Source organism: Pseudomonas sp. NPDC088890, from assembly GCF_044900155.1.
Lineage (GTDB): Bacteria > Pseudomonadota > Gammaproteobacteria > Pseudomonadales > Pseudomonadaceae > Aquipseudomonas > Aquipseudomonas urmiensis.
The window spans coordinates 92,002-115,404 of the sequence record NZ_JBJDNG010000003.1 but is presented as its reverse complement, the minus strand read 5'-3'; the positions used below and the strand labels follow the sequence as shown (position 1 = coordinate 115,404).

General features: G+C 60.9%; 28 protein-coding genes. 8 read left to right on the top strand and 20 right to left on the bottom strand.

Annotated features, from left to right (window positions below; genetic code table 11):
• Window positions 1–9 precede the first annotated feature (9 nt).
• On the bottom strand, window positions 10–1,908 hold the full coding sequence (locus tag ACI2JX_RS08250) for a potassium transporter Kup (RefSeq protein WP_404689860.1): 1,899 nt from the start codon (window positions 1,906–1,908) through the stop codon (window positions 10–12).
• 246 nt (window positions 1,909–2,154) lie between these two features.
• On the opposite strand from ACI2JX_RS08250, the gene rimO reads away from it, so the two are divergent.
• From rimO to tsaA, 5 genes are all read left to right on the top strand, one after another.
• Complete coding sequence (rimO, locus tag ACI2JX_RS08245; protein ID WP_264236143.1) at window positions 2,155–3,492, top strand: 30S ribosomal protein S12 methylthiotransferase RimO; 1,338 nt, start codon at window positions 2,155–2,157, stop codon at window positions 3,490–3,492.
• A 320-nt stretch (window positions 3,493–3,812) separates the two neighbouring features.
• The gene (locus tag ACI2JX_RS08240; protein ID WP_368971513.1) at window positions 3,813–4,283 is read left to right on the top strand and encodes a GNAT family N-acetyltransferase; all 471 of its coding nucleotides are present in this window, start codon (window positions 3,813–3,815) and stop codon (window positions 4,281–4,283) included.
• A 91-nt stretch (window positions 4,284–4,374) separates the two neighbouring features.
• Entirely contained in the window at window positions 4,375–5,085 is a 711-nt protein-coding gene (locus ACI2JX_RS08235) for an rRNA pseudouridine synthase (protein ID WP_404689859.1), read from the top strand.
• A gap of 49 nt (window positions 5,086–5,134) precedes the next feature.
• Entirely contained in the window at window positions 5,135–5,596 is a 462-nt protein-coding gene (locus tag ACI2JX_RS08230; protein ID WP_264236140.1) for a DUF1456 family protein, read from the top strand.
• Window positions 5,597–5,602: 6 nt separating this feature from the next.
• Window positions 5,603–6,298, top strand: a complete 696-nt coding sequence (gene tsaA, locus ACI2JX_RS08225; RefSeq protein WP_264236138.1) for a tRNA (N6-threonylcarbamoyladenosine(37)-N6)-methyltransferase TrmO — start codon at window positions 5,603–5,605, stop codon at window positions 6,296–6,298.
• A gap of 162 nt (window positions 6,299–6,460) precedes the next feature.
• Here tsaA and fpr read toward each other — a convergent pair whose 3' ends face one another.
• Complete coding sequence (gene fpr / locus ACI2JX_RS08220; protein WP_186555377.1) at window positions 6,461–7,240, bottom strand: ferredoxin-NADP reductase; 780 nt, start codon at window positions 7,238–7,240, stop codon at window positions 6,461–6,463.
• Window positions 7,241–7,361: 121 nt separating this feature from the next.
• Between fpr and finR the strand changes: the two genes are divergently transcribed.
• Window positions 7,362–8,288 carry a LysR family transcriptional regulator FinR gene (finR, locus tag ACI2JX_RS08215; RefSeq protein ID WP_186555378.1) on the top strand — a complete coding sequence of 309 codons (927 nt, stop codon included), beginning with the start codon at window positions 7,362–7,364 and terminating at the stop codon, window positions 8,286–8,288.
• On the opposite strand, the gene ACI2JX_RS08210 is transcribed toward finR, so the two are convergent.
• The 3 genes from ACI2JX_RS08210 to ACI2JX_RS08200 all read right to left on the bottom strand — a co-directional run bounded on the left by ACI2JX_RS08210 (window position 8,285) and on the right by ACI2JX_RS08200 (window position 10,333).
• Window positions 8,285–8,647 (bottom strand): diacylglycerol kinase, encoded by a 363-nt coding sequence (locus ACI2JX_RS08210; RefSeq protein ID WP_186555379.1) that lies wholly within the window; start codon window positions 8,645–8,647, stop codon window positions 8,285–8,287. The genes finR and ACI2JX_RS08210 overlap by 4 nt on opposite strands.
• Before the next feature lie 73 nt (window positions 8,648–8,720).
• Complete coding sequence (gene erdR, locus ACI2JX_RS08205) at window positions 8,721–9,371, bottom strand: response regulator transcription factor ErdR (protein ID WP_264236136.1); 651 nt, start codon at window positions 9,369–9,371, stop codon at window positions 8,721–8,723.
• Window positions 9,372–9,622: 251 nt separating this feature from the next.
• On the bottom strand, window positions 9,623–10,333 hold the full coding sequence (locus ACI2JX_RS08200) for a tRNA-uridine aminocarboxypropyltransferase (protein ID WP_186555381.1): 711 nt from the start codon (window positions 10,331–10,333) through the stop codon (window positions 9,623–9,625).
• Window positions 10,334–10,555: 222 nt separating this feature from the next.
• On the opposite strand from ACI2JX_RS08200, the gene ACI2JX_RS08195 reads away from it, so the two are divergent.
• Window positions 10,556–10,978 carry a quorum-sensing-regulated virulence factor family protein gene (locus tag ACI2JX_RS08195; protein ID WP_404689858.1) on the top strand — a complete coding sequence of 141 codons (423 nt, stop codon included), beginning with the start codon at window positions 10,556–10,558 and terminating at the stop codon, window positions 10,976–10,978.
• Between the two features lie 20 nt (window positions 10,979–10,998).
• Here the strand turns inward: ACI2JX_RS08195 and ACI2JX_RS08190 are convergent, their stop codons facing one another.
• Complete coding sequence (locus tag ACI2JX_RS08190; protein WP_186555383.1) at window positions 10,999–11,187, bottom strand: hypothetical protein; 189 nt, start codon at window positions 11,185–11,187, stop codon at window positions 10,999–11,001.
• A gap of 349 nt (window positions 11,188–11,536) precedes the next feature.
• Here ACI2JX_RS08190 and ACI2JX_RS08185 point away from each other — a divergent pair, with 349 nt between their 5' ends.
• Window positions 11,537–12,667 (top strand): LOG family protein, encoded by a 1,131-nt coding sequence (locus ACI2JX_RS08185; protein ID WP_404689857.1) that lies wholly within the window; start codon window positions 11,537–11,539, stop codon window positions 12,665–12,667.
• On the opposite strand, the gene recX is transcribed toward ACI2JX_RS08185, so the two are convergent.
• The 14 genes from recX to ACI2JX_RS08115 all read right to left on the bottom strand — a co-directional run bounded on the left by recX (window position 12,664) and on the right by ACI2JX_RS08115 (window position 23,403).
• Window positions 12,664–13,134: a recombination regulator RecX gene (gene recX, locus ACI2JX_RS08180; RefSeq protein ID WP_186555385.1), complete on the bottom strand. Its 471-nt coding sequence runs from the start codon at window positions 13,132–13,134 to the stop codon at window positions 12,664–12,666. The genes ACI2JX_RS08185 and recX overlap by 4 nt on opposite strands.
• Window positions 13,135–13,143: 9 nt before the next feature.
• Window positions 13,144–14,211 carry a recombinase RecA gene (gene recA, locus ACI2JX_RS08175; protein WP_186555386.1) on the bottom strand — a complete coding sequence of 356 codons (1,068 nt, stop codon included), beginning with the start codon at window positions 14,209–14,211 and terminating at the stop codon, window positions 13,144–13,146.
• A gap of 103 nt (window positions 14,212–14,314) precedes the next feature.
• Window positions 14,315–14,797, bottom strand: coding sequence for a CinA family protein (locus tag ACI2JX_RS08170; RefSeq protein ID WP_368971507.1), 483 nt, complete (start codon window positions 14,795–14,797; stop codon window positions 14,315–14,317).
• A 251-nt stretch (window positions 14,798–15,048) separates the two neighbouring features.
• Window positions 15,049–15,546: a lysis protein gene (locus tag ACI2JX_RS08165; RefSeq protein WP_404689856.1), complete on the bottom strand. Its 498-nt coding sequence runs from the start codon at window positions 15,544–15,546 to the stop codon at window positions 15,049–15,051.
• Window positions 15,543–16,091, bottom strand: a complete 549-nt coding sequence (locus tag ACI2JX_RS08160) for a glycoside hydrolase family 19 protein (RefSeq protein ID WP_404689855.1) — start codon at window positions 16,089–16,091, stop codon at window positions 15,543–15,545. Before ACI2JX_RS08160 ends, ACI2JX_RS08165 begins: the two co-directional genes overlap by 4 nt.
• Window positions 16,092–16,411: 320 nt before the next feature.
• Entirely contained in the window at window positions 16,412–16,894 is a 483-nt protein-coding gene (locus tag ACI2JX_RS08155) for a hypothetical protein (protein ID WP_404689854.1), read from the bottom strand.
• A 92-nt stretch (window positions 16,895–16,986) separates the two neighbouring features.
• Window positions 16,987–17,787 carry a hypothetical protein gene (locus tag ACI2JX_RS08150; RefSeq protein ID WP_264236129.1) on the bottom strand — a complete coding sequence of 267 codons (801 nt, stop codon included), beginning with the start codon at window positions 17,785–17,787 and terminating at the stop codon, window positions 16,987–16,989.
• A gap of 3 nt (window positions 17,788–17,790) precedes the next feature.
• Window positions 17,791–18,378 carry a 2OG-Fe(II) oxygenase gene (locus ACI2JX_RS08145; protein ID WP_264236128.1) on the bottom strand — a complete coding sequence of 196 codons (588 nt, stop codon included), beginning with the start codon at window positions 18,376–18,378 and terminating at the stop codon, window positions 17,791–17,793.
• Window positions 18,379–18,485: 107 nt separating this feature from the next.
• The gene (locus tag ACI2JX_RS08140; RefSeq protein ID WP_264236127.1) at window positions 18,486–19,520 is read right to left on the bottom strand and encodes a phage late control D family protein; all 1,035 of its coding nucleotides are present in this window, start codon (window positions 19,518–19,520) and stop codon (window positions 18,486–18,488) included.
• Window positions 19,521–19,535: 15 nt separating this feature from the next.
• Window positions 19,536–19,742, bottom strand: coding sequence for a tail protein X (locus tag ACI2JX_RS08135; RefSeq protein WP_392466289.1), 207 nt, complete (start codon window positions 19,740–19,742; stop codon window positions 19,536–19,538).
• Window positions 19,717–20,562, bottom strand: a complete 846-nt coding sequence (locus tag ACI2JX_RS08130; RefSeq protein WP_404689853.1) for a phage tail protein — start codon at window positions 20,560–20,562, stop codon at window positions 19,717–19,719. The genes ACI2JX_RS08135 and ACI2JX_RS08130 overlap by 26 nt, the downstream gene beginning before the upstream one ends.
• A gap of 9 nt (window positions 20,563–20,571) precedes the next feature.
• On the bottom strand, window positions 20,572–22,455 hold the full coding sequence (locus ACI2JX_RS08125; protein ID WP_404689852.1) for a hypothetical protein: 1,884 nt from the start codon (window positions 22,453–22,455) through the stop codon (window positions 20,572–20,574).
• 124 nt (window positions 22,456–22,579) lie between these two features.
• Window positions 22,580–22,882: a phage tail assembly protein gene (locus ACI2JX_RS08120; protein ID WP_186555395.1), complete on the bottom strand. Its 303-nt coding sequence runs from the start codon at window positions 22,880–22,882 to the stop codon at window positions 22,580–22,582.
• 11 nt (window positions 22,883–22,893) lie between these two features.
• Window positions 22,894–23,403, bottom strand: coding sequence for a phage major tail tube protein (locus ACI2JX_RS08115; RefSeq protein ID WP_186555396.1), 510 nt, complete (start codon window positions 23,401–23,403; stop codon window positions 22,894–22,896).

Here is a 23,403-nt window from a genome sequence, read left to right as displayed (position 1 = left end):
ACGCAGCGTTCAAATCTCGACCTGGGTCCCCAGCTCGATCACCCGGTTCAACGGCAAATTGAAGAAGCGCAGATTACCGTTGGCATTCTTCAACAAGAAGGCGAACAACGTGCCGCGCCAGCGCGCCATCCCCTCCAACCGCGAGGCGATCACCGTCTCTCGGCTGAGGAAGTAGGTCGTGCGCATGGGGCTGAAGTCCAGCTCCTCCAGATGGCACAGCTTGAGTGCCTGGGGCACATCCGGCTCATCCATGAAACCAAAGTGCAGCAACACTCGGAAGAAGCCATCGCCGTAGGCCTCCACTTCGAAGCGCTCCTGTTCCGGCACCCGCGGGCGGTCCTCACTGACCACCGTCAGCAGCACCACCTGGCTATGCAGTACCTGGTTGTGCAGCATGTTGTGCAACAGCGCGTGGGGCACTGCATCCGGCCGCGCGGTCAGAAACACCGCAGTGCCTTCGACCCGATGCGGCGGCTGCACACGAATGCTGCTGATAAATACCGGCAACGGCAGCGCCGCTTCATCGATGCGCTCCACCAAAATTTGCTTGCCGCGCTTCCAAGTGGTCATCAGCAAGAACAGCACGCTGCCGGCGAGCACCGGGAAAGCGCCCCCCTGCACGACCTTGGGCAGGTTGGCGGTGAAAAACAGCGCGTCGACCAACAAGAACCCCAACAGGATCGGCACCGCCAGCAGCGGTGGCCACTTCCACAACAGCAGCATCACCGTCGAGACCAATAGCGTGGTCATCAGCATGGTGCCGGTGACTGCCACACCATAGGCTGCCGCCAGCGCGCCGGACGACTCGAAGCCGATCACCAGCAGCACGACCGCCACCATCAGTGCCCAGTTGACTGCGCCGATATAGATCTGCCCCTGCTCATCGCTGGAGGTGTGCTGGATCTGCATCCGCGGGATGTAGCCCAGCTGAATCGCCTGGCGGGTGAGCGAGAAGGCCCCGGAAATGACCGCTTGAGAAGCGATTACCGTGGACAGGGTGGCCAGCCCGATCAAAGGCAGCAGCGCCCAGGACGGCGCCAATAGGTAGAACGGGTTACGTGCTGCCTCAGGATCGTGCAGCAACAGCGCGCCCTGACCGAAGTAGTTCAGCACCAGTGCCGGCAGCACCAGGATGAACCAAGCCCGAGCAATCGGCTTGCGGCCAAAATGGCCCATATCGGCATACAGCGCCTCGGCACCGGTCAGCGCCAGCACCACCGCGCCAAGGATCGCCACGCCCATGCCCGGATGAACGATAAAGAAGCGCACCGCCCAGGCCGGATTGAAGGCTCTGAGCACTTCCGGGCTATGGGAAATCCCATGCAGGCCTAACGCCGCCAGGACCAGGAACCAGGTCACCATCACCGGGCCGAACAGAATGCCGATCTTCGCCGTCCCGTGCTTTTGCACCAGAAACAGCGCCACCAGCACCACCACGGCAATCGGCACCACCCAATGGTCAATGCCATCGAAGGCCAGCCCCATCCCCTCTACCGCCGACAACACCGACACCGCCGGGGTGATCATGCTGTCGCCATAGAACAATGAGGCGCCGATAAGGCCGCAGCCGACCATCAGCATGCGCAACTTCGGATACGGCGCCGAAGCCCGCCGGGCCAAGGCGGTCAGGGCCATGATGCCACCTTCGCCCTGGTTGTCGGCACGTAGGATGAAGGTCACGTACTTGACCGACACCACCCAGATCAACGACCAGAGGATCAACGACAGGATGCCTAGCACCCCATCATGGTTGACCGGCACCCCGTAACCGCCGGAGAAGACTTCCTTGAGGGTGTACAGCGGGCTGGTGCCGATATCGCCATAGACCACCCCAACAGCTGCCACCAGCAGGCTCAGCGGCCGTGCCGCGCCCTGCCCGCCTTCGGCGTGACTGCTTGCCTGAACCATCGACAACTCCCGCAGACGGCCTCGTCGGACCGATAGAATTGGCACGCCTGCCAAGGCATCGCAGATACGTCGCAGATACCGGCAGGCAATGGCGCCAAGCTTAGCGCAGCGTTCGTCGCTTTTCTGCTGGTCAAGCGACCTTGCGCTCGCTAGAATTGCGCACTTTTTGATCAGAGGCGCCGAAAGCGCCCGTCGGGATTGCCCTCGCCACCGCCAGGGCAACCGCTTTCAATGCCGAGGTTAGCTATGTCCACCACCCCCGCTCCTACCACGCCGAAGGTAGGGTTTGTCTCTCTCGGATGCCCGAAGGCATTGGTCGATTCCGAGCGCATCCTGACCCAGCTGCGCATGGAAGGCTATGAAGTCGTGCCGACCTACGAGGACGCCGACGTAGTGGTGGTCAACACCTGCGGCTTCATCGACAGCGCCAAGGCCGAGTCGCTGGAAGTGATCGGCGAAGCGATCAAGGAAAACGGCAAGGTCATCGTCACCGGCTGCATGGGTGTCGAGGAAGGCAGTATCCGTGACGTGCACCCAAGCGTGCTGTCGGTGACCGGCCCGCAGCAGTACGAGCAGGTAGTCAACGCCGTGCACGAAGTGGTGCCCCCGCGCCAGGACCACAACCCGCTGATCGACCTGGTGCCACCTCAAGGCGTCAAGCTGACCCCACGTCACTACGCCTACCTGAAGATTTCCGAAGGCTGCAACCACAGCTGCAGCTTCTGCATCATTCCATCGATGCGCGGCAAACTGGTCAGCCGTCCGGTAGGTGAAGTGCTGAGCGAGGCCGAGCGCCTGGTCAAGGCCGGCGTCAAGGAGATCCTGGTGATCTCCCAGGACACCAGCGCCTATGGCGTCGACGTCAAGTACAAGACCGACTTCTGGAACGGCCGCCCGGTCAAGACGCGCATGCTCGAGCTGTGCGAGGCCCTGAGCAGCCTGGGTGCCTGGGTGCGCCTGCACTACGTCTACCCCTACCCCAACGTCGACGACGTGATCCCGCTGATGGCGGCCGGCAAGATCCTGCCGTACCTGGACATCCCGTTCCAGCACGCCAGCCCGAAAGTGCTCAAGTCGATGAAGCGCCCAGCGTTCGAAGACCGCACCCTGGCGCGAATCAAGAACTGGCGCGAGCAGTGCCCTGAGCTGGTGATCCGTTCGACCTTCATCGTCGGCTTCCCAGGCGAAACCGAAGAAGACTTCCAATACCTGCTCGACTGGCTGACCGAAGCCCAGCTCGACCGCGTTGGTTGCTTCCAGTACTCCCCAGTCGAAGGCGCCCCGGCCAACGACCTGGGCTTGGACGAAGTGCCGGACGACATCAAGCAAGACCGCTGGGACCGTTTCATGGCCCATCAACAGGCGATCAGCGCCGCGCGCTTGCAGCTGCGCATCGGCAAAGAGATCGAAGTGCTGATCGATGAGGTCGAGGAACAAGGCTCGGTTGGCCGCAGCTTCTTCGATGCGCCCGAGATCGACGGCAGCGTGTTCATCGACGGCGACCATGGCTTCAAGCCCGGCGACAAGGTCCGTTGCCGCGTAGTCGATGCCGACGAATACGATATGTGGGCTGAGCCTGTCTGAGGCTTTTCCCCACCGCGAGCCCCGCCAACTGGCGTAATGCTGTTCACTTAAGGTTTTGGGACTGCTTTGCAGCCCCTCGCGGGCAAGCCCGCTCCCACAGGTAGAGCGCTTGATCAGAGAACAGCGCAATCACTGTAGGAGCGGGCTTGCCCGCGAAGGGCTGCAAAGCGGCCCCAAAGCAGACGACACATGTCTTGAGTGAGCAGCGTACGCCAACTGGCGGGGCTTTTTTTTGCATCTATGGTTCATGAGAGGGCCGCCAGGCCTGCCGCCTCCCGCAGAGGCGGCGATCGAGACAACGCACTCGGAGGATCACAGGGATGCGCTCGGCATTGACGCTGCAAACCCCGCATGTAAGCGACTACCCCGAGCTGGTTCGAGTCTGGGAAGCCTCGGTTCGCGCCACCCATGACTTCCTGCCCGATGCCTACATCCTGCTGCTGCGTGAGCATGTCCTGCGTCAGTACCTGGATGCAGTAATGCTGATCTGCTGCAAGGACAACGCCCGGCGCATCCTTGGTTTTGCCGGGGTGGCCAACGGCCGCGTCGATATGCTCTTCGTCGCCCCCGAGCAGCGTGGCAAAGGGGTCGGCAAGCGTCTGCTGCACTACGCCATCGATGAGCTGAACGCCGAACGGCTGGACGTCAATGAGCAGAACCCGCAAGCGCTGGGCTTCTACCTGCATGAAGGCTTCGAAATTGTCGGACGCTCGGCTACCGATGGTCTTGGCCAGCCCTACCCTCTGCTGCATCTGCAATTACAGCCGCGCAAACGCGAGCAACCCCGCTAGGAAACAGGGCAAATGGTACAGATTCCCAGCCCCAAGCACGTCTTGGCAGGTACAATGGCCGGTCTTTCCCTGCCTTTAGCGAATCGTCTCCATGTCTGAACCCGTGCGCCTGTCCAAACGCCTCATCGAGCAACTCGGCTGCTCCCGCCGCGAGGCCGAGCAGTACATCGAGGGCGGCTGGGTGACAGTCGATGGCGTAGTGGTCGAACAGCCCCAGTTCAAGATCGACGGCCAGCAGGTCGCCCTGCTCCCTGGCGCCCGCGCCGAGGCGCTGGAGCCGGTCACCCTGCTGATCAACCAGCCTGCCGGTATGGACGCTGAAAGCGCCCGCGCCAGCATTGGCATGGACAACCTCAGCCAAGCCCACAGCCAGGACGTGCGGCCGTTGCACGGCCACTTTGCCCGGCTGGCCTGTGTCGCACCGCTGGAGCGCGGGGCGACTGGCCTGCAGCTGTTCACCCAGGACTGGCGGGTAACCGGCAAGATCGAACGAGACCTGCGCAAGCTGGAGCAGGAATACATCATCGAGGTACGTGGCGAGGCCACCCCGCAAGCGCTAGAGCGCCTGGCCCGGGGCATCACCCGCAATGACCGCGAACTGCCCAAGGCCAAGGCCAGCTGGCAGAACGAGACCCACCTGCGACTGGCCTTGAAGAACCCCCAGCCCGGCCAGATCAGCGAACTGTGTGCCAGCCTGCGGCTGGAGATCGTCAGCATGCGTCGGATCCGCCTGGGCGGTGTGGCGATGGGCAAGTTGGCCCTGGGCCAATGGCGCTACGTCGCCGTTACCGAACGTTTCTAAGCGATACCGCCGCGCAGCCTGTGCGTGGCATTGAACAGGATTTGCCGCAATGAACCACAACGACGTCCTGCGCAGCGTGCGCTACATGCTCAAGCTCAATGACCCGAAGATCGCCAAGATCATCGAGTTGTCTGGCTTGGCAGTGTCCACCGAAGCAGTCGCCAGCTACATGAAGAAGGAAGAAGAACCCGGCTTCGTGCGCTGCCCAGATGAGGTCATGGCGCACTTTCTCGATGGCCTGGTGATTCATCGCCGTGGCCGCGATGACAGCCGCGCGCCGCAGCCACTGGAGCTGCCGGTGACCAACAACACCATCCTCAAGAAGCTGCGGGTGGCGTTCGAGCTCAAGGAAGAAGACCTGCACGCCATTCTCAAGTCGGTCAATTTCCCGGTGACCAAGCCTGAGCTCAGCGCACTGTTTCGCAAGGTCGGCCATGAGAACTATCGCCCCTGCGGCGATCAGCTGCTGCGCAACTTCCTCAAGGGCCTGACCTTGCGCGTGCGCGGCTGAGTGGTCATGCAGCATACGGTTTCGCCCGTCGGCATCGTGCGTTCCTGCTTCAAGGAAAAGTTCGCCATCCCGCGCCAGCCACAGCTGGCCCCGGCTGCGCGTGGCGTGCTCGAGCTGTTGCCGCCGTTCGACCAGGGCGATGCCGTGGCGGGCCTGGAACAAGTCAGCCACGTCTGGCTGTTGTTCCTGTTCCATCAGGCCCTGGAAGACAAACCGCGGTTGAAGGTGCGTCCGCCGCGCCTGGGCGGCAACAAGAGCATGGGTGTGTTCGCCACCCGCGCCACCCATCGCCCCAATGGCATCGGTCAGTCGGTGGTCCGCCTTGAGGGTGTTGAGCCGGGGCGTTTGCTGCTGTCGGGGATCGATCTACTTGACGGCACCCCGGTACTGGATATCAAGCCGTACGTGCCCTACGCCGACAGCGTCAGCGGCGCCAGCAACCTGATGGCCGACGGCGCCCCTGTGGCGATTGCCGTGGACTGGACCGACAGCGCCCTGCTTCAGGCAGGCGAGCACGCCCAGCGCCTTGGCGAGCCGCTGGTGGAGCTGATCGAGCAGTGCCTGGCGCAGGATCCGCGTCCGGCCTATCAAGTGCCGCCGGTTGAGCGGGTGTATGGGGTCAAGTTCTGGGATGTGCAGGTGCGCTGGCATTATCCGCAGACCGATCGGATTCGGGTGCTGGAAGTAGCGCTCGACTGCTGATCCGCTGCCTGTACTGGCCCTATCGCGGGACAAGCCCGCACCCACGAGCGCTGCAACCAACGTGGGAGCGGGCTTGTCCCGCGATGAGGCCAGTGCAGGCAGCACAATTAAGGCATAAAAAAACGCGAGCCAAAGCTCGCGTTTTCTTTTGCTGCTTTCGCCTTACTTCTCGACGAAAGCACGCTCGATCAGGTAGTCACCCGGCTCACGCATACGCGCCGAAATCTTCAGGCCGAAGCTGTCGAGCACTTCGCTGGTTTCGTCGAGCATGCTCGGGCTGCCGCAGATCATGGCGCGGTCGTCTTGCGGGTTGATCGGTGGCAGGCCGATGTCGCTGAACAGCTTGCCGCTGCGCATCAGGTCGGTCAGACGGCCTTGGTTCTCGAACGGCTCACGGGTCACGGTCGGGTAGTAGATCAGCTTGTCACGCACCGCCTCACCGAAGAACTCGTTTTGCGGCAGGTGCTCGGTGATGAACTCGCGGTACGCCACTTCGTTGACGTAGCGTACGCCGTGAACCAGGATCACCTTTTCGAAACGCTCGTAGGTTTCTGGGTCCTGGATGACGCTCATGAACGGCGCCAGGCCAGTGCCGGTGCTCAGCAGGTACAGGTGCTTGCCCGGGTTCAGGTCATCGAGAACCAGGGTGCCGGTTGGCTTCTTGCTGATGATGATCTCGTCGCCTTCCTTCAGGTGCTGCAGCTGGGAGGTCAGCGGACCGTCTGGCACCTTGATGCTGAAGAATTCCAGATGCTCTTCCCAGTTCGGCGAAGCGATGGAGTAGGCGCGCATGAGCGGACGACCGGTCTCCTGCTGCAGGCCGATCATCACGAACTGACCGTTCTCGAAGCGCAGGCCCGGATCACGGGTGCACTTGAAGCTGAACAGGGTGTCGTTCCAGTGGTGAACACTGAGGACACGTTCGTGGTTCATGTTGCTCATCTAAGGTGACTCCTGAAGAAATACGCAGCGCGGACCAAGCGCACAGTTGCGCGATAGTTTAGGGGCAGCGACAATATCTGTTAAATGGATTATCAAGATATGTCTTATCGGTTATATAGATATGCGATTCACCTTACGCCAGCTTCAAGTGTTCGTCGCCGTGGCTCAGCACCAAAGCGTGTCCAAAGCCGCCGGGGTGCTGGCGTTGTCGCAATCGGCCGCTAGTACCTCGATTACTGAACTGGAGCGCCAGTCCAGCTGCCAGCTGTTCGACCGCGCCGGTAAACGCCTGAGCCTCAACGCCCTGGGCCATCAGTTGCTGCCCCAGGCCGTTGCCCTGCTCGACCAGGCCAAGGAGATCGAAGACCTGCTCAATGGCAAGTCCGGCTTTGGCTCACTCTCGGTCGGCGCCACCCTGACCATCGGCAACTACCTCGCTACCCTGCTGATCGGCAGCTTCATGCAGGTGCACCCAGAAAGCCAGGTCAAGCTGCATGTGCAGAACACTGCGCACATTGTGCAACAGGTAGCCCACTACGAAATTGATTTGGGTCTGATCGAAGGCGATTGCAACCATCCCGATCTTGAAGTGCAACCCTGGGTTGAGGACGAGCTGGTGGTGTTCTGTGCGCCGCAGCATCCCTTGGCCAAGCTCGGCCGGGCGGACATCGAAACGCTGTCCCAGGAAGCGTGGATCCTGCGCGAGCAGGGCTCCGGCACTCGCCTGACATTCGACCAGGAAATGCGCCACCAGCGCGCCAACCTCAACATTCGCCTGGAGCTGGAGCACACCGAGGCGATCAAGCGCGCCGTTGAGTCAGGCCTGGGTATCGGTTGCATCTCGCGCCTGGCCCTACGCGATGCGTTTCGCCGCGGCAGCCTGGTGCCGGTGGAAACGCCCGAGTTAGACCTGTCGCGCCAGTTCTACTTCATCTGGCACAAGCAGAAGTACCAGACTTCCGCCATGCGCGAGTTCCTGGAACTGTGCCGCAGCTTCACCGCCGGGGTAAGGCGCAGTGACGAGATCGTATTGCCACCAATCGCCTAGAGCAGGATCACGCCCCAGACCAGCGCCACCATGACCAGTGACACCAGCTGCGCAGCGCTACCCATGTCTTTGGCGTTCTTCGACAGTGGGTGGCGCTCCAGCGAGATGCGGTCGATAGCAGCCTCAACCGCCGAGTTGAACAACTCGACGACCAAGCCGAGCATGCACACGGCGATCATGATGGCTCGCTCGGCGCGGCTGACCGGCAGCCAGAACGCGGTCGGGATCAGCAGCACATTGAGCAGGACCAACTGGCGGAAAGCGGCTTCGCCCTTGAAGGCAGCGCGCAGGCCGTCCAGCGAGTAGCCGGCGGCGTTGAAGATACGTTTGAGGCCGGTCTGGCCCTTGAATGGCGACATGTGCGTCACTTCACCGATGAAAGGCCAGCAGGCTATAGGAATACGGGTCAAAAAAGCGTGAAGTTCACGCGCTTTAGCTGCTGGCAACTGATTCAAGCTGTTGCAAGAGCAGCGCGGCCTGGGTTCGGGTACGTACGCCGAGTTTGCGGAAGATCGCCGTCACGTGGGCCTTGATGGTCGCCTCCGAGACGCTCAGCTCATAGGCGATCTGCTTGTTCAGCAAACCTTCGCAGACCATGGTCAGCACGCGGAACTGCTGCGGAGTCAGGCTGGCCAGGCCCTCGCTGGCGGCCTTGGCTTCAGGCGAGACATCGACCTTGTCAAAGGCCTGCGGCGGCCACCACACCTCGCCGTCGAGTACCTTCTGCACGGCGTCCTGGATCACCTCCAGCGGGCTCGACTTGGGAATGAAGCCGCTGGCGCCGAACTCGCGCGACTTGACCACCACCGCGGCCTCTTCCTGGGCCGACACCATCACCACCGGAATCTGCGGGTACTGCCCGCGCAGCAGGACCAGCCCGGAGAAGCCATAAGCCCCCGGCATGTTCAGGTCGAGCAGGACCAGGTCCCAGTCGGACTTTTCGGTCAGGCGGGTTTCCAGCTCGGCGATGCTCGCCACTTCTACCAGGCGTACATCCGGGCCAAGGCCGAGGGTAACGGCTTGGCGCAGGGCGCTGCGAAACAGCGGGTGGTCATCGGCAATCAGGATTTCGTAAGTGGCCATCGATCTGTTGATCCTGTTCTGTGCCAGGCGCGTGAGGGATAGGTGCGCCGCCTGACAGGCAACTCAAGGCGCGAACGGCAGGGCCGCCGGCCGGTAAGGCACGGCGAAGTCCGGGGTAACAGCAGCTTCGTCGTGCCCGAAACGGCGCCAAGAATGCCGAGCACGGTCCGGGTGGTCAAGCCCGCCGTACCCGCCCACCCTGGCTGCCAGCGTGGTCATTATGAACCAATATGCCATCCCTGCCCCTTGGACTATAGGAAGGTATGCAAACGTTGATGAGGGTCATCCTGCATGTCCAGCGGCAAATGGCGCTTGGCACTCAAGTAATGCAGGCTGAACACATCCAGGTAAGCATCCAGGGCTTGCGAGGCCTGGCCATCACCTGCCAGATCCAAGCACATCGCCGCTACTTCCGCGGTGCAGAAGTGGTCATCGCGCTTGGAGCGGCGCAGGCGGTAGCGCGACATCTGCTCGGCCTCAAGGCTGAGGACGGGGAAGCGATCCAGGTAGGGGCTTTTGCGAAACATCTTGCGCGCCTCGGTCCAGGTCGCGTCGAGCAAGATGAACAGCGGCCGCTTGCCCGGCGCCAAGCTGACTTCACTGACCACGCGCTCCTGGGCGACGAACTCGCCAGGGAAGACGATATAGGGCTGCCATTGCGGCTGATCGAGCAGCGCCAGCAAGCCTGGGTCGACCGCCGTGCGCTGCCAGCCGAACGCCGAGGTGTCTTCGACCAGATCGGCAATCAGCCAACCGGTGTTGGTCGGTTTCAGTGGCTCGGTGTCATGCATCAGCAGGCATACGCCAGCATTGGCATTGACCTTGGGCTTCAAGGCGCACAGGCAATGGCTGGCGATCACTCGGCAATCGTTGCAGCGTACCGCTCGCGAACCACGCGCAACGAAGGGTTTGATGCTGCGCGCCAGACGCTCGGCGCGCAGGCGCGCGACCGCGTGACTCATGACGGCAAGCCTGGGGACAGGGAAGGAATGGGCACTTCGACAACTCGGGGCGAATAAAGCGACAGTCTACCAGAGCGCAGGTCATTTGCCGTGCAGGTGTGCCAGCGGCTCCCTTATAATTGGCGCTTTGGCGGCCTGGATTAACCCCGCGCACGCGAGGTTTGATGGAACGCCGCCCGCCGGCGCAGGTCAAAGCGCCAGTCATCGAACCAGGAGAGATTCATGCTGCGTCTTATCGTCCCGACCCTGAGCCTTCTGCTCACCCTGCCCCTGGCGGCCCAGGCGGCTTCCAAGCAGGACTACGAGCTGAACCAGTTGCTGCAGAAGGTCGCCAAGGAAAGCAGCGTTGGCACCCCGCGTGCGATCAACGAAGACATCCTCGATCAGGGCTACACCGTTGAAGGCAAGGCGCTGATCAATCACCTGAGCGTGCGTCAGGAACATGCCGAGCGTATGCAGTCCAACCCGCAACAGGTGCGCAGCCAGCTCGGCGACAGCGTGTGCAGGAACAACGGCTATCGCAACCTGCTGTCCAGAGGCGCGGTGCTGGTCTATCGCTTTACCGTGTACAAGAGCAATAGCCCGGTCATGGATCAAGCGTTCGATGCCGCCAGCTGCGCGGCTGGCAGTAAAAAGAACAAGTAATTCAGGCCATCTGATCGGCTTCACTTGGCGCGCCGCTGCTCTTCCTCGGCGCGCAACTCAGCCAACAAGGCCTGGAGATAGCGCGAATGTACTTCGCCGCTACCCAACCTGCGCCGGCATTCTGCTTCAAGGCTCAGGTGATGAGCCCGGGCCGCGTTCTCCAGCAGCTTGTACAACTGCTGATCCACTTCGATGACCAAACGATGCATGGGGCCACCTCCCGCATCGAGCCCTCTGTCCCCAGTTAACCAAAGCCGCACAGCGGTTGGAGGCCATCCGACCAGCGGCGATCATCCAGCCATTCGGCACGATCATGCGCCAGCGTCTAGATTGATAACCAACACCTGCGAATTTCCGGCGAGCATGGCCGGGCACGCGGCGTTGCGTTACTCAGTACAACAACGAGATGGACTTATCAGCACTGCATCATGGCCTTGAAGGCCTACTGCAACGCTCGGGGAGCACACTCGAGCCACAGCAGCCAGCGACACACGCAGTGTCGCGGCCGGGCATCACCATCGGCCCGGTCAGAGGTTTTGCTGCAGAAGGAGACGTTGAATGCCTTACCAACCCAATGAGCTTCTGTTCAAACATTTCAGGGACAACGGGATCGACCTGAGCAAGATCGACGAGCAACTGCAACTGGTTGCCCCTACCAGCGCCAACCTGCCGCTGTACCGCGACATGATGCTGACCATCCTGCGCATGGCCCATGACGACAGCAATCGCTGGAACGCCAAGATCACCCTGCAGGCCCTGCGCGAGCTGGATCATTCTTTCCGCATCCTCGAACGCTACCGCAGGCGACGCAAAGTCACCGTGTTCGGCTCTGCCCGTACCCCGATTGAACATCCGATGTACGCCTTGGCACGCGAGCTGGGGGCAACCTTGGCCCGTTCGGATTTGATGGTGATCACAGGTGCCGGCGGCGGCATCATGGCCGCCGCCCACGAGGGGGCGGGCAGCGAGCACAGTCTGGGGTTCAACATCACCCTGCCCTTCGAGCAACACGCCAACCCGACGGTGGATGGCACCGACAAGCTGCTGCCGTTCCACTTCTTCTTTATCCGCAAGTTGTTCTTCGTCAAAGAGGCCGATGGCTTGGTACTGTGTCCGGGCGGCTTCGGTACGCTCGATGAGGCGCTGGAAGTATTGACCCTGATCCAGACCGGCAAAAGCCCGCTGGTGCCGGTGGTATTGCTCGATTGCCCTGGTGGCAGCTTCTGGCAAGACTGTTTGAACTTCATCAGCCGACAGCTGGAGGAGAACCGCTACATCCTTCCCACCGACCTCAAGCTGGTGCGCCTGGTGCACAGCGCCGATGAGGCAGTGGAAGAGATCAACCAGTTCTACAGCAACTATCACTCAAGCCGCTGGCTGAAAAATCAGTTCGTGGTCCGCATGCACCATCCGCTCAGCGAAGCTGCGCTGTACGACATTCAGGAGGGATTCGCTGACCTGCGCCTGAGTGGCAAATACCACCAACTGCCAGATACTAACGTGGAACATGAAGTAGGCAACTACAGCCATTTGACTCGCCTCACGTTCGCCTTCAACGGCCGTGATCAAGGTCGCCTACGGGAGCTGGTGGACTTCATCAACCTGCCAGAGAACTGGGCCAAACCGCAGCCGATGCATACCACCCAGAGGGCACGGGAAGCGCTTAAGGTCAGCCAAGCAGCAAACTAGTAGTCATCCAAATCTCGGCCGCTCAAGAGGCGGCCGATCATCTCCATGGAAAACCCACGGTAGGCGAGAAAGCGTGTCTGCTGGGCACGACTGCGCGGATCGACCGGACGCTGCCCGGCAAACTTGCGCTGCCAGACATCCTGCAAGCGGGCCGCCCAGTCCACTCCGCTTTCGCGCAAGGCCTGTTCAACATCGCCTCGATCCAGACCACGCTGGCCAAGCTCCTCACGAATACGTGCTGGGCCATAACCGGCGTTGGAGCGATAGGAAATGAAACTCTCGAGATAACGGGCTTCACTGAGCAGCCCTTCTTCGGCGAGCCGATCGAGCGCGGGCTCGATCAACTCATCCGAAGCGCCGCGCTGACGCAGTTTGCGCGTCAGTTCGACCCGCCCATGCTCGCGACGTGCGAGCAGGTCCATGGCTGTCCGTCGAACGGCGACGGGGGTGTCGAGTACGACGGACATAACGGTAGATCAATAACCCGCTTCGGCGTCAGCCAAGTCATCCGCACCGGCATCAGCAGCAGCAGCCTTGCCTGCAGCGGCAACGGCACCGACGTTGAGCAGCTTGTCGCGAATCTGCTTCTCGAGTTCGGCACCGATGGCCGGGTTCTCTTGCAGATACTTGGCCGCGTTCGCCTTGCCTTGGCCAATCTTGTTGCCTTGGTAGCTGTACCAGGCGCCAGATTTCTCCACGAAGCCGTGAGCAACACCCAGGTCGATGATCTCGCCGTTGCGGTAGATGCCCTTGCCGTAGAGGATCTGGAATTCAGCTTGGCGGAATGGCGGCGAGACCTTGTTCTTGACGATCTTCACGCGGGTTTCGCTACCCACGACTTCATCGCCTTCCTTGACGGCGCCGGTACGACGGATGTCCAGGCGCACCGAGGCGTAGAACTTCAGGGCGTTACCACCGGTGGTGGTTTCCGGGCTGCCGAACATCACGCCGATCTTCATACGGATCTGGTTGATGAAGATGACCAGGCAGTTGGCGTTCTTGATGTTACCGGTGATTTTACGCAGCGCCTGGGACATCAGACGGGCCTGCAGGCCCACGTGCATGTCACCCATTTCGCCTTCAATCTCGGCCTTGGGTACCAGGGCTGCCACGGAGTCGACGATGATCACGTCAACCGCGTTGGAGCGCACCAGCATGTCGGTGATTTCCAGGGCTTGCTCGCCGGTGTCCGGCTGCGAGACCAGCAGGTCGTCGACATTGACGCCCAGCTTGCCGGCGTATTCAGGATCGAGGGCATGCTCGGCGTCGACGAAGGCACAAGTAGCGCCATTTTTCTGGGCTTCGGCGATGACCGACAAGGTCAGCGTGGTTTTACCCGAAGACTCCGGGCCGTAGATCTCGACGATACGGCCTTTTGGCAGACCACCAATGCCCAGGGCGATGTCCAGCCCCAGCGAGCCAGTGGAGATAGCCGGGATACCGGTACGCTCCTGATCGCCCATGCGCATGACTGCGCCTTTGCCGAATTGGCGTTCGATCTGACCCAGGGCCGCAGCCAAGGCGCGCTTCTTGTTGTCGTCCATTGAAATCCTCACGTGATCGACTGGCCCTGTATGGCCGGAATAACTGTATAAGTAGCCAGTATTATTCCACAGGGATGCATTTCCGCAAACCCCTGTTGTCGAATTACTCGGCACCAAGCTGTAACAAGCCGTCTAACGCGGCGATCACCGTTTGTCGGCGCACCGCTTCGCGGTCGCCGTCGAAGTGGCGGCGCTCGCTGCATACACGGCTACCGTCGGCCCAGGCCAGCCATACGGTGCCTACCGGTTTGGCCGGTGAGCCGCCGTCGGGCCCGGCCACACCGCTGACCGCCACGGCAAAGCGTGCCCCGCTTGCGGCCTGGGCGCCACGCACCATGGCCTCGACCACTTCCTGGCTGACCGCCCCAACCTGGCCGAACAACACCTCGGGCACGCCCAGCTGGCGGGTTTTCTGTCGATTGGAATAGGTCACATAACCTGCTTCGAACCAGGCCGAACTGCCGGAGACACGCGTGATGGCCTCGGCGATGCCACCGCCCGTGCACGACTCAGCCGTGCTCACCTGGGCATTGAAGCGGCGCATGTGCTCGCCAAGACGGGCGGAAAGAACAGTGATCGGGTCCATGACGAGCTCCTGGGAAGATTGGCCACTACCCTAGCAGAGAGTTTCCGGGCTGGTTACTGCCAGATCTTGCCCACACGCTGCGCCAGCCAGCGGGGCCGGAAAATGAATGAAACGCAGGTAACTGATTAACCCCGCGCAGCCAGGCGAACAGTCACTAGGGCGCGCCATGGTATCGCCCGCCGAGGCCTTGTCAATTGACGCGCAAGGATCAAGCCCCCAGGCGCGTAATAATGCTCGACGCGCAAGACTGATCAGTGCTGCAAGCCCCGAATGTAGTCCTGACAGGCGCGCAGGGCGATCAGTCCGCGATCGCCGTCGTCGCTGATGGCGATAATTCGTCGAGCATGCGCCGGGTCAAGTCGGGCGCGTACGGGGCCATGATCCATGCCGCCGGGGGCGGCGGTGGCAGGCACGCCGGCACAGGCGGCGTCGCGCTCGACCAGGACCGACAAGCGCAGATCGGCAGTAGCAAGGCGATCACGCAGGCGTGCTTGAGTCTGTTGCACATCGGCAAGCTCCTGGAAATGTCTCGATTCACTGTCATGCAGGCGTTGTTCAAGCCCCAGGCGCTGGTCACGCTCGGCCAGCAACTGGCGATTGATCAGCAGCGCCTGCTCGCGCAGCTGCTGCTCATGCCGCTGGGCCTGCTGCGCCAGTTGCCCGCCATAACGCCAGGCCTGGACTTGCCAGGCCAGCGTCACACAGAGCACAACCAGCAGCGCGTACAGCCCGAACTGCACACGGTTCAACACAGCACCTCGCGGGCACGCGCCCACCGCTTGAGGCGGTCATCCAGGCCATTGAGGCCGCCGTTGATGTGGCGGGTAATGCGGTTGAACTCACCGCGATCGGCCAGCGCATTGAGCCCGCGTGAATGCCAGAACCAGGCCGCCGACTCACAGGCCCAGCGTGGCTGCTCGAGCATCTGCGGTTGTGCCAGCAAGCGCTCGTCACCGAACAGGGCTCGGCTGCAGGCTTGGTAATTGTTGCGCCCGGTGACCTGGATCAGGCCACGGCCGCAATACAGCTGGCCATCGCCATCGGCCTGGGGCGTATTGCCCAGGCGCAGGGCCAGGCTGCCGGTGTCATAGCGTGCCAGATAGCGATCGCTCCCCAGCTCTTTTACGTAACGCAGCTGGCCGGACTCATGGCCAACCTGGGCGAGAAACGCGGCAATTCGCTTGGGATGATTGATCTCCCAACGGGCCATGGCCTCGTTGAGTGGTGCGAGAAACGCGCCGGCTCGTTGGCCGGCGAGAGGATAAATCTGCTTGAGTTGGCTCTCCGTGAGCATGGGGTACCTCCTGGTTTAGTTCGAACTCCAGTTGAAGCCTAGAGCCTTCATGTGACCCTAAGTGCTCGACAATAGAGAGCAGTGGCTTCTTCGGGCACAGGGAAACCCGTACTGGGGATAAATGATGAGAACCACTTAACCTAAAACGAAAAAGCCCAGACGAGGCCTGGGCAAAAGTTGCGACTTTAACTTTCAGCCGCCTTAACTGCATTATCCGATGTAAGAACCTGAACTTAGCACGCATTATTCCTACATCACGCGCAGAAATCACCTACAAACAACAACTCAACACCAAAAATATGCAAGCCGCAACTCATTAACTATCGGCCTCTAGAGCGCCATGCGACCAGGGCAGCAAAAACAAAGCAGGGTATTGCCACGACAATACAGAAAATCGCTAATCGTGTAGACTGCTCATTGTACAAGGTAACGATTTGACGATTCATTCGATCATCGAACAAGATTCGCCCTTGCTGGGTAGCCATTTGGCGAATTGTAACACCCTGCTCTTTGTCTTCTACGGTCAGCCTTACTTTGTAACCTATTCGCAGCCCCAATTGATCGAAGGCGTCTTTGTACGCAAACATGGCCTTACCGTACAGCACACCTTGCAGCCTGTAGGACACGCCAAACTGCAACAGCGACTTATCAACTCTCCATTCATCAGCGTATCCACTAACCCATCCATCCAAAGTAATCTGACTAAGGGGATCTGGCGCTATGTAAGTTTTTTTGTCGTAGCAATAAAATGTAGCAAAGACCATCATCGTCACACCTACACATAGCAGGTAGACTATCTGCATTCGTGTCGTCTTCGGCGGGGGATTTTCGCAGGAATACTCCATTGGCTTACTTTAAGCTTCCGTAAAATTAATGTGTCCTTAGCATGAAGAAATCAGTGATAGCGATCAATACCCCCGAAGCTCCATTGCAAGCCAGGATGTTCGAAGGGTCCGATATCTATGTTCCAGCCACGAGAAATGGGGAGAGGAAAAATCATCGGAAGCGAATCAACCTCGACATAACCTGCGCCGCCACTACTAGCACGCGTGTCTACGTAGTGAACAACCTCATCGCTGGCAAGCACTACAGCCTTGCTAACAGGGTTCCAACGAGTGACTGCGATACGGCTCTTGTATTTGGCTTTAATCTGCGCCAACGAGACGAGCTTCAGGTCAGGCGCGATCCAATACTGCGGGTAGACCGCATTTGAATTGGCCCTCAGGTGCTTCTCCCAAACCGGCTTCACCAAGGACTGATACACATTACGTGCAACGTCAGATGTAATAATTCCCGCAACCCCAGCGCCTACACCTATAGCGGTTAAGGGCACAGACAAGCTCGAAGCTCCGGCGAGAATGGTTACACTGCCCAACACCCCAGCTACATTTCCTACCAAGCTGATAACATCCCCCACTTGGAAAGTGCCATGATTACGGTACTCTGCGGTAATTTTCAGAAAGACCGTAGTGCCCGCCAGCAGATTGGTTTTAATGTTGAGAAAGGGCGTGAATCCTGCGGTCAATTTGACGATCGAAGTCACTCCCGCCACTGCGGCGCCAGCCTGTGCAGCCTGATTGACCAAAGCAAAGCCACGTTTATCACTATTGTACTGGTCAACCAGCGACGTCCCCGCGACGCCAACACCAATGGGTTTATCGACATACCCAAGGATGATTTCCACTTTCTTTCCCATGCCCTATCGCTCCTTGATAATGGTCTTGAACGCCACACTCATGCGCAGCCGGTTACAGCTTGCCGCTGGCGCCCTAGCAGCGTGCGGTACTTCACCATTCATGACGACAACGCGCCTTGGCTTGGGCTGAACCGTCATGACGATGCTGTCCTTGTCATCGTCGTAGAACACTAGCTCGCCACCCCAGCAGCTTGCCCAGTGGTCATTACAAAATACGATGACGCTTTGTCCCGGCTCCTCGGGAGTGTTGTCCCGGTGAATTGGTCCGTCCTGCGCACTGGTCTGACCATTGGCATAGACACCTAAAAGAGTAGCGTTGGGCATATGCGCCGCTTTGATACGCGCCCAGAAGTCGGCAAGAAAACCCCAGCCGGGCCGCTCGCGTAACTCCTGCTCACAATCCTCCAGTTCGTTTCGCCGTGAGCCTGCAATGAAACTGTGCCAGGAGGGCCGCTCAAGTGGTCCATACGGATAGGGCCAGCCATATCGCCAGATAGACTCACTCAGTTTTTGATGGAGCTGGGCGTGATCTTCTGCACTAATACCTTCATCGATCACGCAGATATCCCTATAAGCAATTACACCACTCATTCTTCGACTCTCCTTTGTCGTCAGATTCCTGGTACGGGATCTGACAATAGAGAGCATTGCTTTCAAGGGGCATAGGGAAACCTCACCAGAAGTTGGGTGTTCCTTCCCTATGCCTGGATAAAATCAGCATGCTCAGGTGCCCTACCCTTGGCCTGCGCCTTGCCCGCCTTGCCACCATTGCACTGCACCGTGGTGCGCCAGCCGGAGCTGGTGAACACCTGCTCCACCGACTCGATCAGGTACAGGCCATCGAGCCCGGCGATAAAGCCCGTGGCCTCGATGCTGCGCTCGGCAAACAAGTCGGTGCGCCCGGGCATGTCCAGGCGCACGCTGGCAGTGGCGCGATTGAAGCTGGCCAGACGTGCCTTGGCGGCCTGCTCGGCAGCGTTGCGGTTGGGGTAGACATGGCGATCGGTGTGCACCGGCTGATCACCCGGCGGCACCTCGCTGTTGTTCAGCTCGACCACTTGCAGGGCGCCGCTGGCACTGTCCTGGTGACGCGTACGCACCGCTTTGTGGGCGTGTTTGTTATCCAGCCTGAACTGCCACTGGCTCACCGCGCTGCGCTCAAGGGTAACCACCCCCAGTGGCTTGCCACTGGCGCTCTGCCCGGCTTGGCGGGGAAGCACCAGCAGTTGGCCGTTGGCAAGCTTGGCGGTGCAGTCGTACAGCCGTGCCAGGCGGGTGATGAAATTGAGATCCGACTCGCTGTATTGATCGACCCGGTCGACGTGGCTGAGCACCGGACACACTGCCTGCCAGCCGTTGCGCGCGGCGATCTGGGCGACGATCTGTTGCACTGAGACGAACTCCCAGCTGCCGCTGCGAATGGTCTTGCCGCTGCCGCACAGGTCACTGGCCTTGCCACGGATCACCAGGCTGTCGGGCGGGCCGGACAGCTCTACCTCGTCGACCGTATAGCGGCCCAGGCGAGTCAGTGGCTGTCCGGCGTACCCCAACTGCACCTCGATCGAGGCTCCCCGCGCAGGCAGGGCCACGGCGCCATCACGGGCATCGATGCGCAACTCGAAATCATCCGACTCCATGCCCGGTTTATCCGTGGTGCGCAGCAGGAGCAGGCGGTCGTTGATCAGTGCGGTGATGTCGTGACCGTCGGCGACGATGCGAAAGATCGGTTGCATGACAAGACTCCTCTATCAGTCCCACAGCAGCAGCGTGCCGCTGGTTTGCACCGCCAGGGCTGGCAGCAGGATGAGCACACCGGCCCGAAACGGTTGGGCCTCGTCCGCCAGGCCCTGATTGGCGGCCAGCACGGCCTCCAGCGTGCCATTGAGATGGCCGTAGTAGTGGTGGCAGAGGCTATCGAGCAGATCGCCCTCAGACGTCATGCAGGTCTTGGCCATAGCTGACGAACTCCAGTGAGAATCCTTGTTTGCGTGGAATACCGCCGGCCAGCAAGCTGGCCTGTTCTTCCTCGATACTGGTCAAGCACCAGGTGCCAAGCACCTCACCGTAGCCAGTGATCAAAGACAGCGGCAGCAACTGGCGGCCAATGCCGCGCAAGGTCTGCAGCTGGCCCAGGCCACCTTTGAAACCAGGGAAGATCGCACCACGAATGCTGATGGTCTCCTCGCCGCGGCTGACCGCCTGCTGCGCGTTGTCGCGGCTCAGGCGCTCCTGGCCGGCCCAGCGAAAACGCGTCTGCCGGCGTAGTTGATCGAACGCGGCGGTATCGAGGTTGAAGTAGTACGGTGCAGCGCCAGGCTTGAGTGGTTGCAGCACCAGCAGGTGGGGAAACGGTTTGATCGCCTGCGCCGCGGGTGTGGTGTCAGGCGCAAAGCCCAAGGTCGACAGCGCGTCACTGACCGTCGTACGCACCTCGCCCACCACCCGACGAATCGCCGCTCCCGCCTTGCCCGCATGTTCGGCAAAGCTATCGATGCGCTCGCGCACCTGGCGTACCACGGCGAGCGTCTGGTCATATTTGCCAATCGCCTTGTCGACCCTGGCCTGGGCTGCGGAGATCGCACGCAAGGTGCGCTGCAGCCGCAGTCCAATCGCCGGCCCGACCACCGGCAGGCCTTCAAGATCGGAGGCCGCACTCTGCACGTGATCGATTGCCTGGTTGAGCGGGTCAAGCATGGCATCGGCACGCTGGCGCCCGGCCTCCCCGGCCTTGACCAAGGCATGCAGCCCGGCTTGTAGCTGTTGCAGGTAAGTCATGAAGCGTCCTCAGGCAACGTGGGGGGTGTCGGCCAACTGCACCGACTGCGCCCGCTCCATCAACTCGCTCAGGGTGCGCCGGGCAATTGCCTCCATTTGCTGCAGCACCGAGGGGTCATCGAGGGTGGTGTTCAACGTCAGGGGCATGTTGGCAGTGAAGGTGAACTGCTGATTGATCGGCGGGCGGGGGCTGGTTGCTGGAGTCGGCACTGTCGTAGCGGGTATCGATGGCTGCTCAGTGGCGGTATCCAGCCTGCGCGCCGCCTCACCCACGGAGGTAGGTGCCTTGCGCTGCTCGCTGACAGGGGCTGGTGGATTTTGGCTGGAACCCATGGACAGGGTTCTGGCCAGCCAGCCGCCGACGCTTTCTCCGCCCATGCTGCCCAGCGCCCCACCGATCAGGCCTCCGATCGCCGTACCAATGACGGGCACTACCGAGCCGATGGCGGCGCCGGCTGCGGCGCCGGCCAGGGTGCCGCCCAGCCCACCCACGGCAGCGCCGTAACCTTCGAGCTTTTCTTGCGAGCTGCCTTCACTGCTGAAGGTTTGGGCAATCTGCAGACCGGCATCCACCAGGGCGCCACCTGGGACACGCTTGAGCAATCCTTTTGCCAAGGGGCGCGCGCCACTGACCGCCTTGAACATCGATGGCTGGCCTGGCACAGGAGACATCTTGGGAACATTGGTTTGCTTCGTAGATTGCGCGGAGCGGATGGCGCCACCGGCAGTATCGCTGCCCATCTGCGCAAGCCGGTTTGGCGCCGCAAAACCAAGCCGTGGGGTGCTTGAAGCGTTGTTTCGTCTAGATTCATCAGCAAGTGGAGCGTCTGCGAAGACGCTAGTTACCGTTTGAGCAAGCGCGGTGACCGAAGTGGGGTTCTGCGCCCGTTCCTGCTCTTGGCCGTCCTCCTGGTCTTCGATTTCCTCCTCTTCCTCCTCTTCTTCTATTACCGGTCCGGGTCCACCCGTTTGCTGACCTTCAGCAACCTGGGAAAGTGTTGTCGGCACTTTTCCTGGACCTTGTGCTGCCTCAGGGGAATCCTCGCCTGCGAAATACTTGTAGATAAATTCACCGGCTACGCCACCGAACTTCTCCCCGACATAGCCGCCGACCAGCTCGCCGATGTCATCAGCGTTTTTCTTGCCAATTACGCCACCCAGTGCGGCACCTATCAGGCTGCCGCCCAACTCACCCAGTGCGCCGCCAACCGCCTTGGCTTTCTCTTCACCGGGATTGCCAAGGACCAACGAGTCAACAACCTTCAGACCCGCTGAGGCCCCGGCCATATTGCGCCTGCTTTTTACCGCTTCTGTCGCTCGCTGCTTTTGCTCAGGTGAAAGCTTCTGCTTCGCTTGGTACCCAGCCCAAGCGGTGGCAAACACAGCGCTCCTGACAGCGAACAATCTCGATTCGGCCTTAAAGGCCTCAAAACTCACTTCCACCTGGGGCAGCTCCGGGCGCTTGGCAGGCTTCGCAGTGCCCTCGTTCGGTGCAGCGTCGGATACATCCGTTGCAGCATGTGCTGCCTTGGCTTGGGTCGCTACAGGTAGCGGCATGGGGATCTGCCACGGGCCAGGCGCAATCAGCGCCTGGCGTGCCAAGATCTGGTAGCGGCGCTGCAAGCGCTCGACGGCAGCGGCCTCACGCTCGAGCCTGTCGATCTGCGCCTCGTGCGTTTGTGCCTGGTCAATCGCCAGCGCACCCTCCACTTGACCGGTCTTGTCCAGTTCAAGCCCCAGGCGAAACACCTCTGAGCTGATCCGCCCTAGGCGGATGCTATCCGCTTGCTTGCGCAGCGGCGCCAGCCGTTGGCGCAGCAAGTCAAAGGTGATGCCCAACGTCTGAGCAAGCGTGACGGCGGTGCCGAGCGCGGATACTTGTGTATCGGCCATCCGTTCCTCCTTTTACTCCGAAAGCCACCAGACCATGTCGCTGTGCGACATGGTCATGATTTCGCTCGCGGAAAAGTTCAACTCCTTGGCCAGCCGCTTGGCAGCGGCTTTCTGCCGAGCCGGGTCAAAGCTCGTCGTCCTGCACCAGGCGAAAGTAGCCGCTCTGCAAGCGGCTGTAGTCTTTCAGGGCCAGGCCTTCGAGGTCCTTGACACCGACCTCGGCCAGCGAGGCGAACAGGTTCAGTTCACGCTGCTCGTCATCGCCCGCGCCACCCGCTTGGGCATTGCGGATGTCACGCACAGTCGGCGCACGTAGCGACAGGCTGTCGACCTGTACGCCGTTGGCTTCGCTGGCACGAGACAAGCGCACCGTCACCCGCTCAGCGTTCAGGGTCAGCCATTGCGGAAGCTTTTTCGCTTGAGCCATGTCGGTTCTCCTTACAGGCCAAGGGCTGCACGTTGCGCGGCCAGTTGGTCGACACCGTCGATCACGCGCTTCATGCCCAGGGCATCGATCTCGTAGACCAGGCGGCCATCGACTTCGAGCTTGTAGTAGGTGACGGCGACGCTGTGCTTGATCTCGGCTTTGTCGCCGGATTTCCAGTCGCCCATGTCGACTTCCTTGAGCGAGCCACGCAGGGTGACCACCACTGGATTGATCTTGCCCTTGAGGCCCTTGAAGGCGCCGCGGAAGGTGCCGTTGAAGGCACTGGCATCGGCCAGGCCGAAGAACTTCAGGGCTTCACGGCGCACACCGGTCGTGGTGAACGCAGCTTCCTGTTTCTCCATGCCCTGGTCCATCTCGACCGGCATATCCATGCCGCCGGGGCGGTGCTCTTCCATCTTCAGGGTGAGTTTGGGCAGGGTCAGGCTGGGTACATCGCCCTGGAAGCTGACGCCGTCGACGAACAGGTTCAGGTTGGCCAGGGTTTCGGGAATCATTGCCAT

Bases quoted from the DNA above. Each gene is read 5' to 3' on its own strand.
- ACI2JX_RS08250 (WP_404689860.1), bottom strand. From the start codon at position 1,908: ATGGTTCAGGCAAGCAGTCACGCCGAAGGCGGGCAGGGCGCGGCACGG.
- rimO (WP_264236143.1), top strand. From the start codon at position 2,155: ATGTCCACCACCCCCGCTCCTACCACGCCGAAGGTAGGGTTTGTCTCT.
- ACI2JX_RS08240 (WP_368971513.1), top strand. From the start codon at position 3,813: ATGCGCTCGGCATTGACGCTGCAAACCCCGCATGTAAGCGACTACCCC.
- ACI2JX_RS08235 (WP_404689859.1), top strand. From the start codon at position 4,375: ATGTCTGAACCCGTGCGCCTGTCCAAACGCCTCATCGAGCAACTCGGC.
- ACI2JX_RS08230 (WP_264236140.1), top strand. From the start codon at position 5,135: ATGAACCACAACGACGTCCTGCGCAGCGTGCGCTACATGCTCAAGCTC.
- tsaA (WP_264236138.1), top strand. From the start codon at position 5,603: ATGCAGCATACGGTTTCGCCCGTCGGCATCGTGCGTTCCTGCTTCAAG.
- fpr (WP_186555377.1), bottom strand. From the start codon at position 7,240: ATGAGCAACATGAACCACGAACGTGTCCTCAGTGTTCACCACTGGAAC.
- finR (WP_186555378.1), top strand. From the start codon at position 7,362: ATGCGATTCACCTTACGCCAGCTTCAAGTGTTCGTCGCCGTGGCTCAG.
- ACI2JX_RS08210 (WP_186555379.1), bottom strand. From the start codon at position 8,647: ATGTCGCCATTCAAGGGCCAGACCGGCCTCAAACGTATCTTCAACGCC.
- erdR (WP_264236136.1), bottom strand. From the start codon at position 9,371: ATGGCCACTTACGAAATCCTGATTGCCGATGACCACCCGCTGTTTCGC.
- ACI2JX_RS08200 (WP_186555381.1), bottom strand. From the start codon at position 10,333: ATGAGTCACGCGGTCGCGCGCCTGCGCGCCGAGCGTCTGGCGCGCAGC.
- ACI2JX_RS08195 (WP_404689858.1), top strand. From the start codon at position 10,556: ATGCTGCGTCTTATCGTCCCGACCCTGAGCCTTCTGCTCACCCTGCCC.
- ACI2JX_RS08190 (WP_186555383.1), bottom strand. From the start codon at position 11,187: ATGCATCGTTTGGTCATCGAAGTGGATCAGCAGTTGTACAAGCTGCTG.
- ACI2JX_RS08185 (WP_404689857.1), top strand. From the start codon at position 11,537: ATGCCTTACCAACCCAATGAGCTTCTGTTCAAACATTTCAGGGACAAC.
- recX (WP_186555385.1), bottom strand. From the start codon at position 13,134: ATGTCCGTCGTACTCGACACCCCCGTCGCCGTTCGACGGACAGCCATG.
- recA (WP_186555386.1), bottom strand. From the start codon at position 14,211: ATGGACGACAACAAGAAGCGCGCCTTGGCTGCGGCCCTGGGTCAGATC.
- ACI2JX_RS08170 (WP_368971507.1), bottom strand. From the start codon at position 14,797: ATGGACCCGATCACTGTTCTTTCCGCCCGTCTTGGCGAGCACATGCGC.
- ACI2JX_RS08160 (WP_404689855.1), bottom strand. From the start codon at position 16,091: ATGCTCACGGAGAGCCAACTCAAGCAGATTTATCCTCTCGCCGGCCAA.
- ACI2JX_RS08155 (WP_404689854.1), bottom strand. From the start codon at position 16,894: ATGCAGATAGTCTACCTGCTATGTGTAGGTGTGACGATGATGGTCTTT.
- ACI2JX_RS08150 (WP_264236129.1), bottom strand. From the start codon at position 17,787: ATGGGAAAGAAAGTGGAAATCATCCTTGGGTATGTCGATAAACCCATT.
- ACI2JX_RS08145 (WP_264236128.1), bottom strand. From the start codon at position 18,378: ATGAGTGGTGTAATTGCTTATAGGGATATCTGCGTGATCGATGAAGGT.
- ACI2JX_RS08140 (WP_264236127.1), bottom strand. From the start codon at position 19,520: ATGCAACCGATCTTTCGCATCGTCGCCGACGGTCACGACATCACCGCA.
- ACI2JX_RS08135 (WP_392466289.1), bottom strand. From the start codon at position 19,742: ATGGCCAAGACCTGCATGACGTCTGAGGGCGATCTGCTCGATAGCCTC.
- ACI2JX_RS08130 (WP_404689853.1), bottom strand. From the start codon at position 20,562: ATGACTTACCTGCAACAGCTACAAGCCGGGCTGCATGCCTTGGTCAAG.
- ACI2JX_RS08125 (WP_404689852.1), bottom strand. From the start codon at position 22,455: ATGGCCGATACACAAGTATCCGCGCTCGGCACCGCCGTCACGCTTGCT.
- ACI2JX_RS08120 (WP_186555395.1), bottom strand. From the start codon at position 22,882: ATGGCTCAAGCGAAAAAGCTTCCGCAATGGCTGACCCTGAACGCTGAG.
- ACI2JX_RS08115 (WP_186555396.1), bottom strand. From the start codon at position 23,403: ATGGCAATGATTCCCGAAACCCTGGCCAACCTGAACCTGTTCGTCGAC.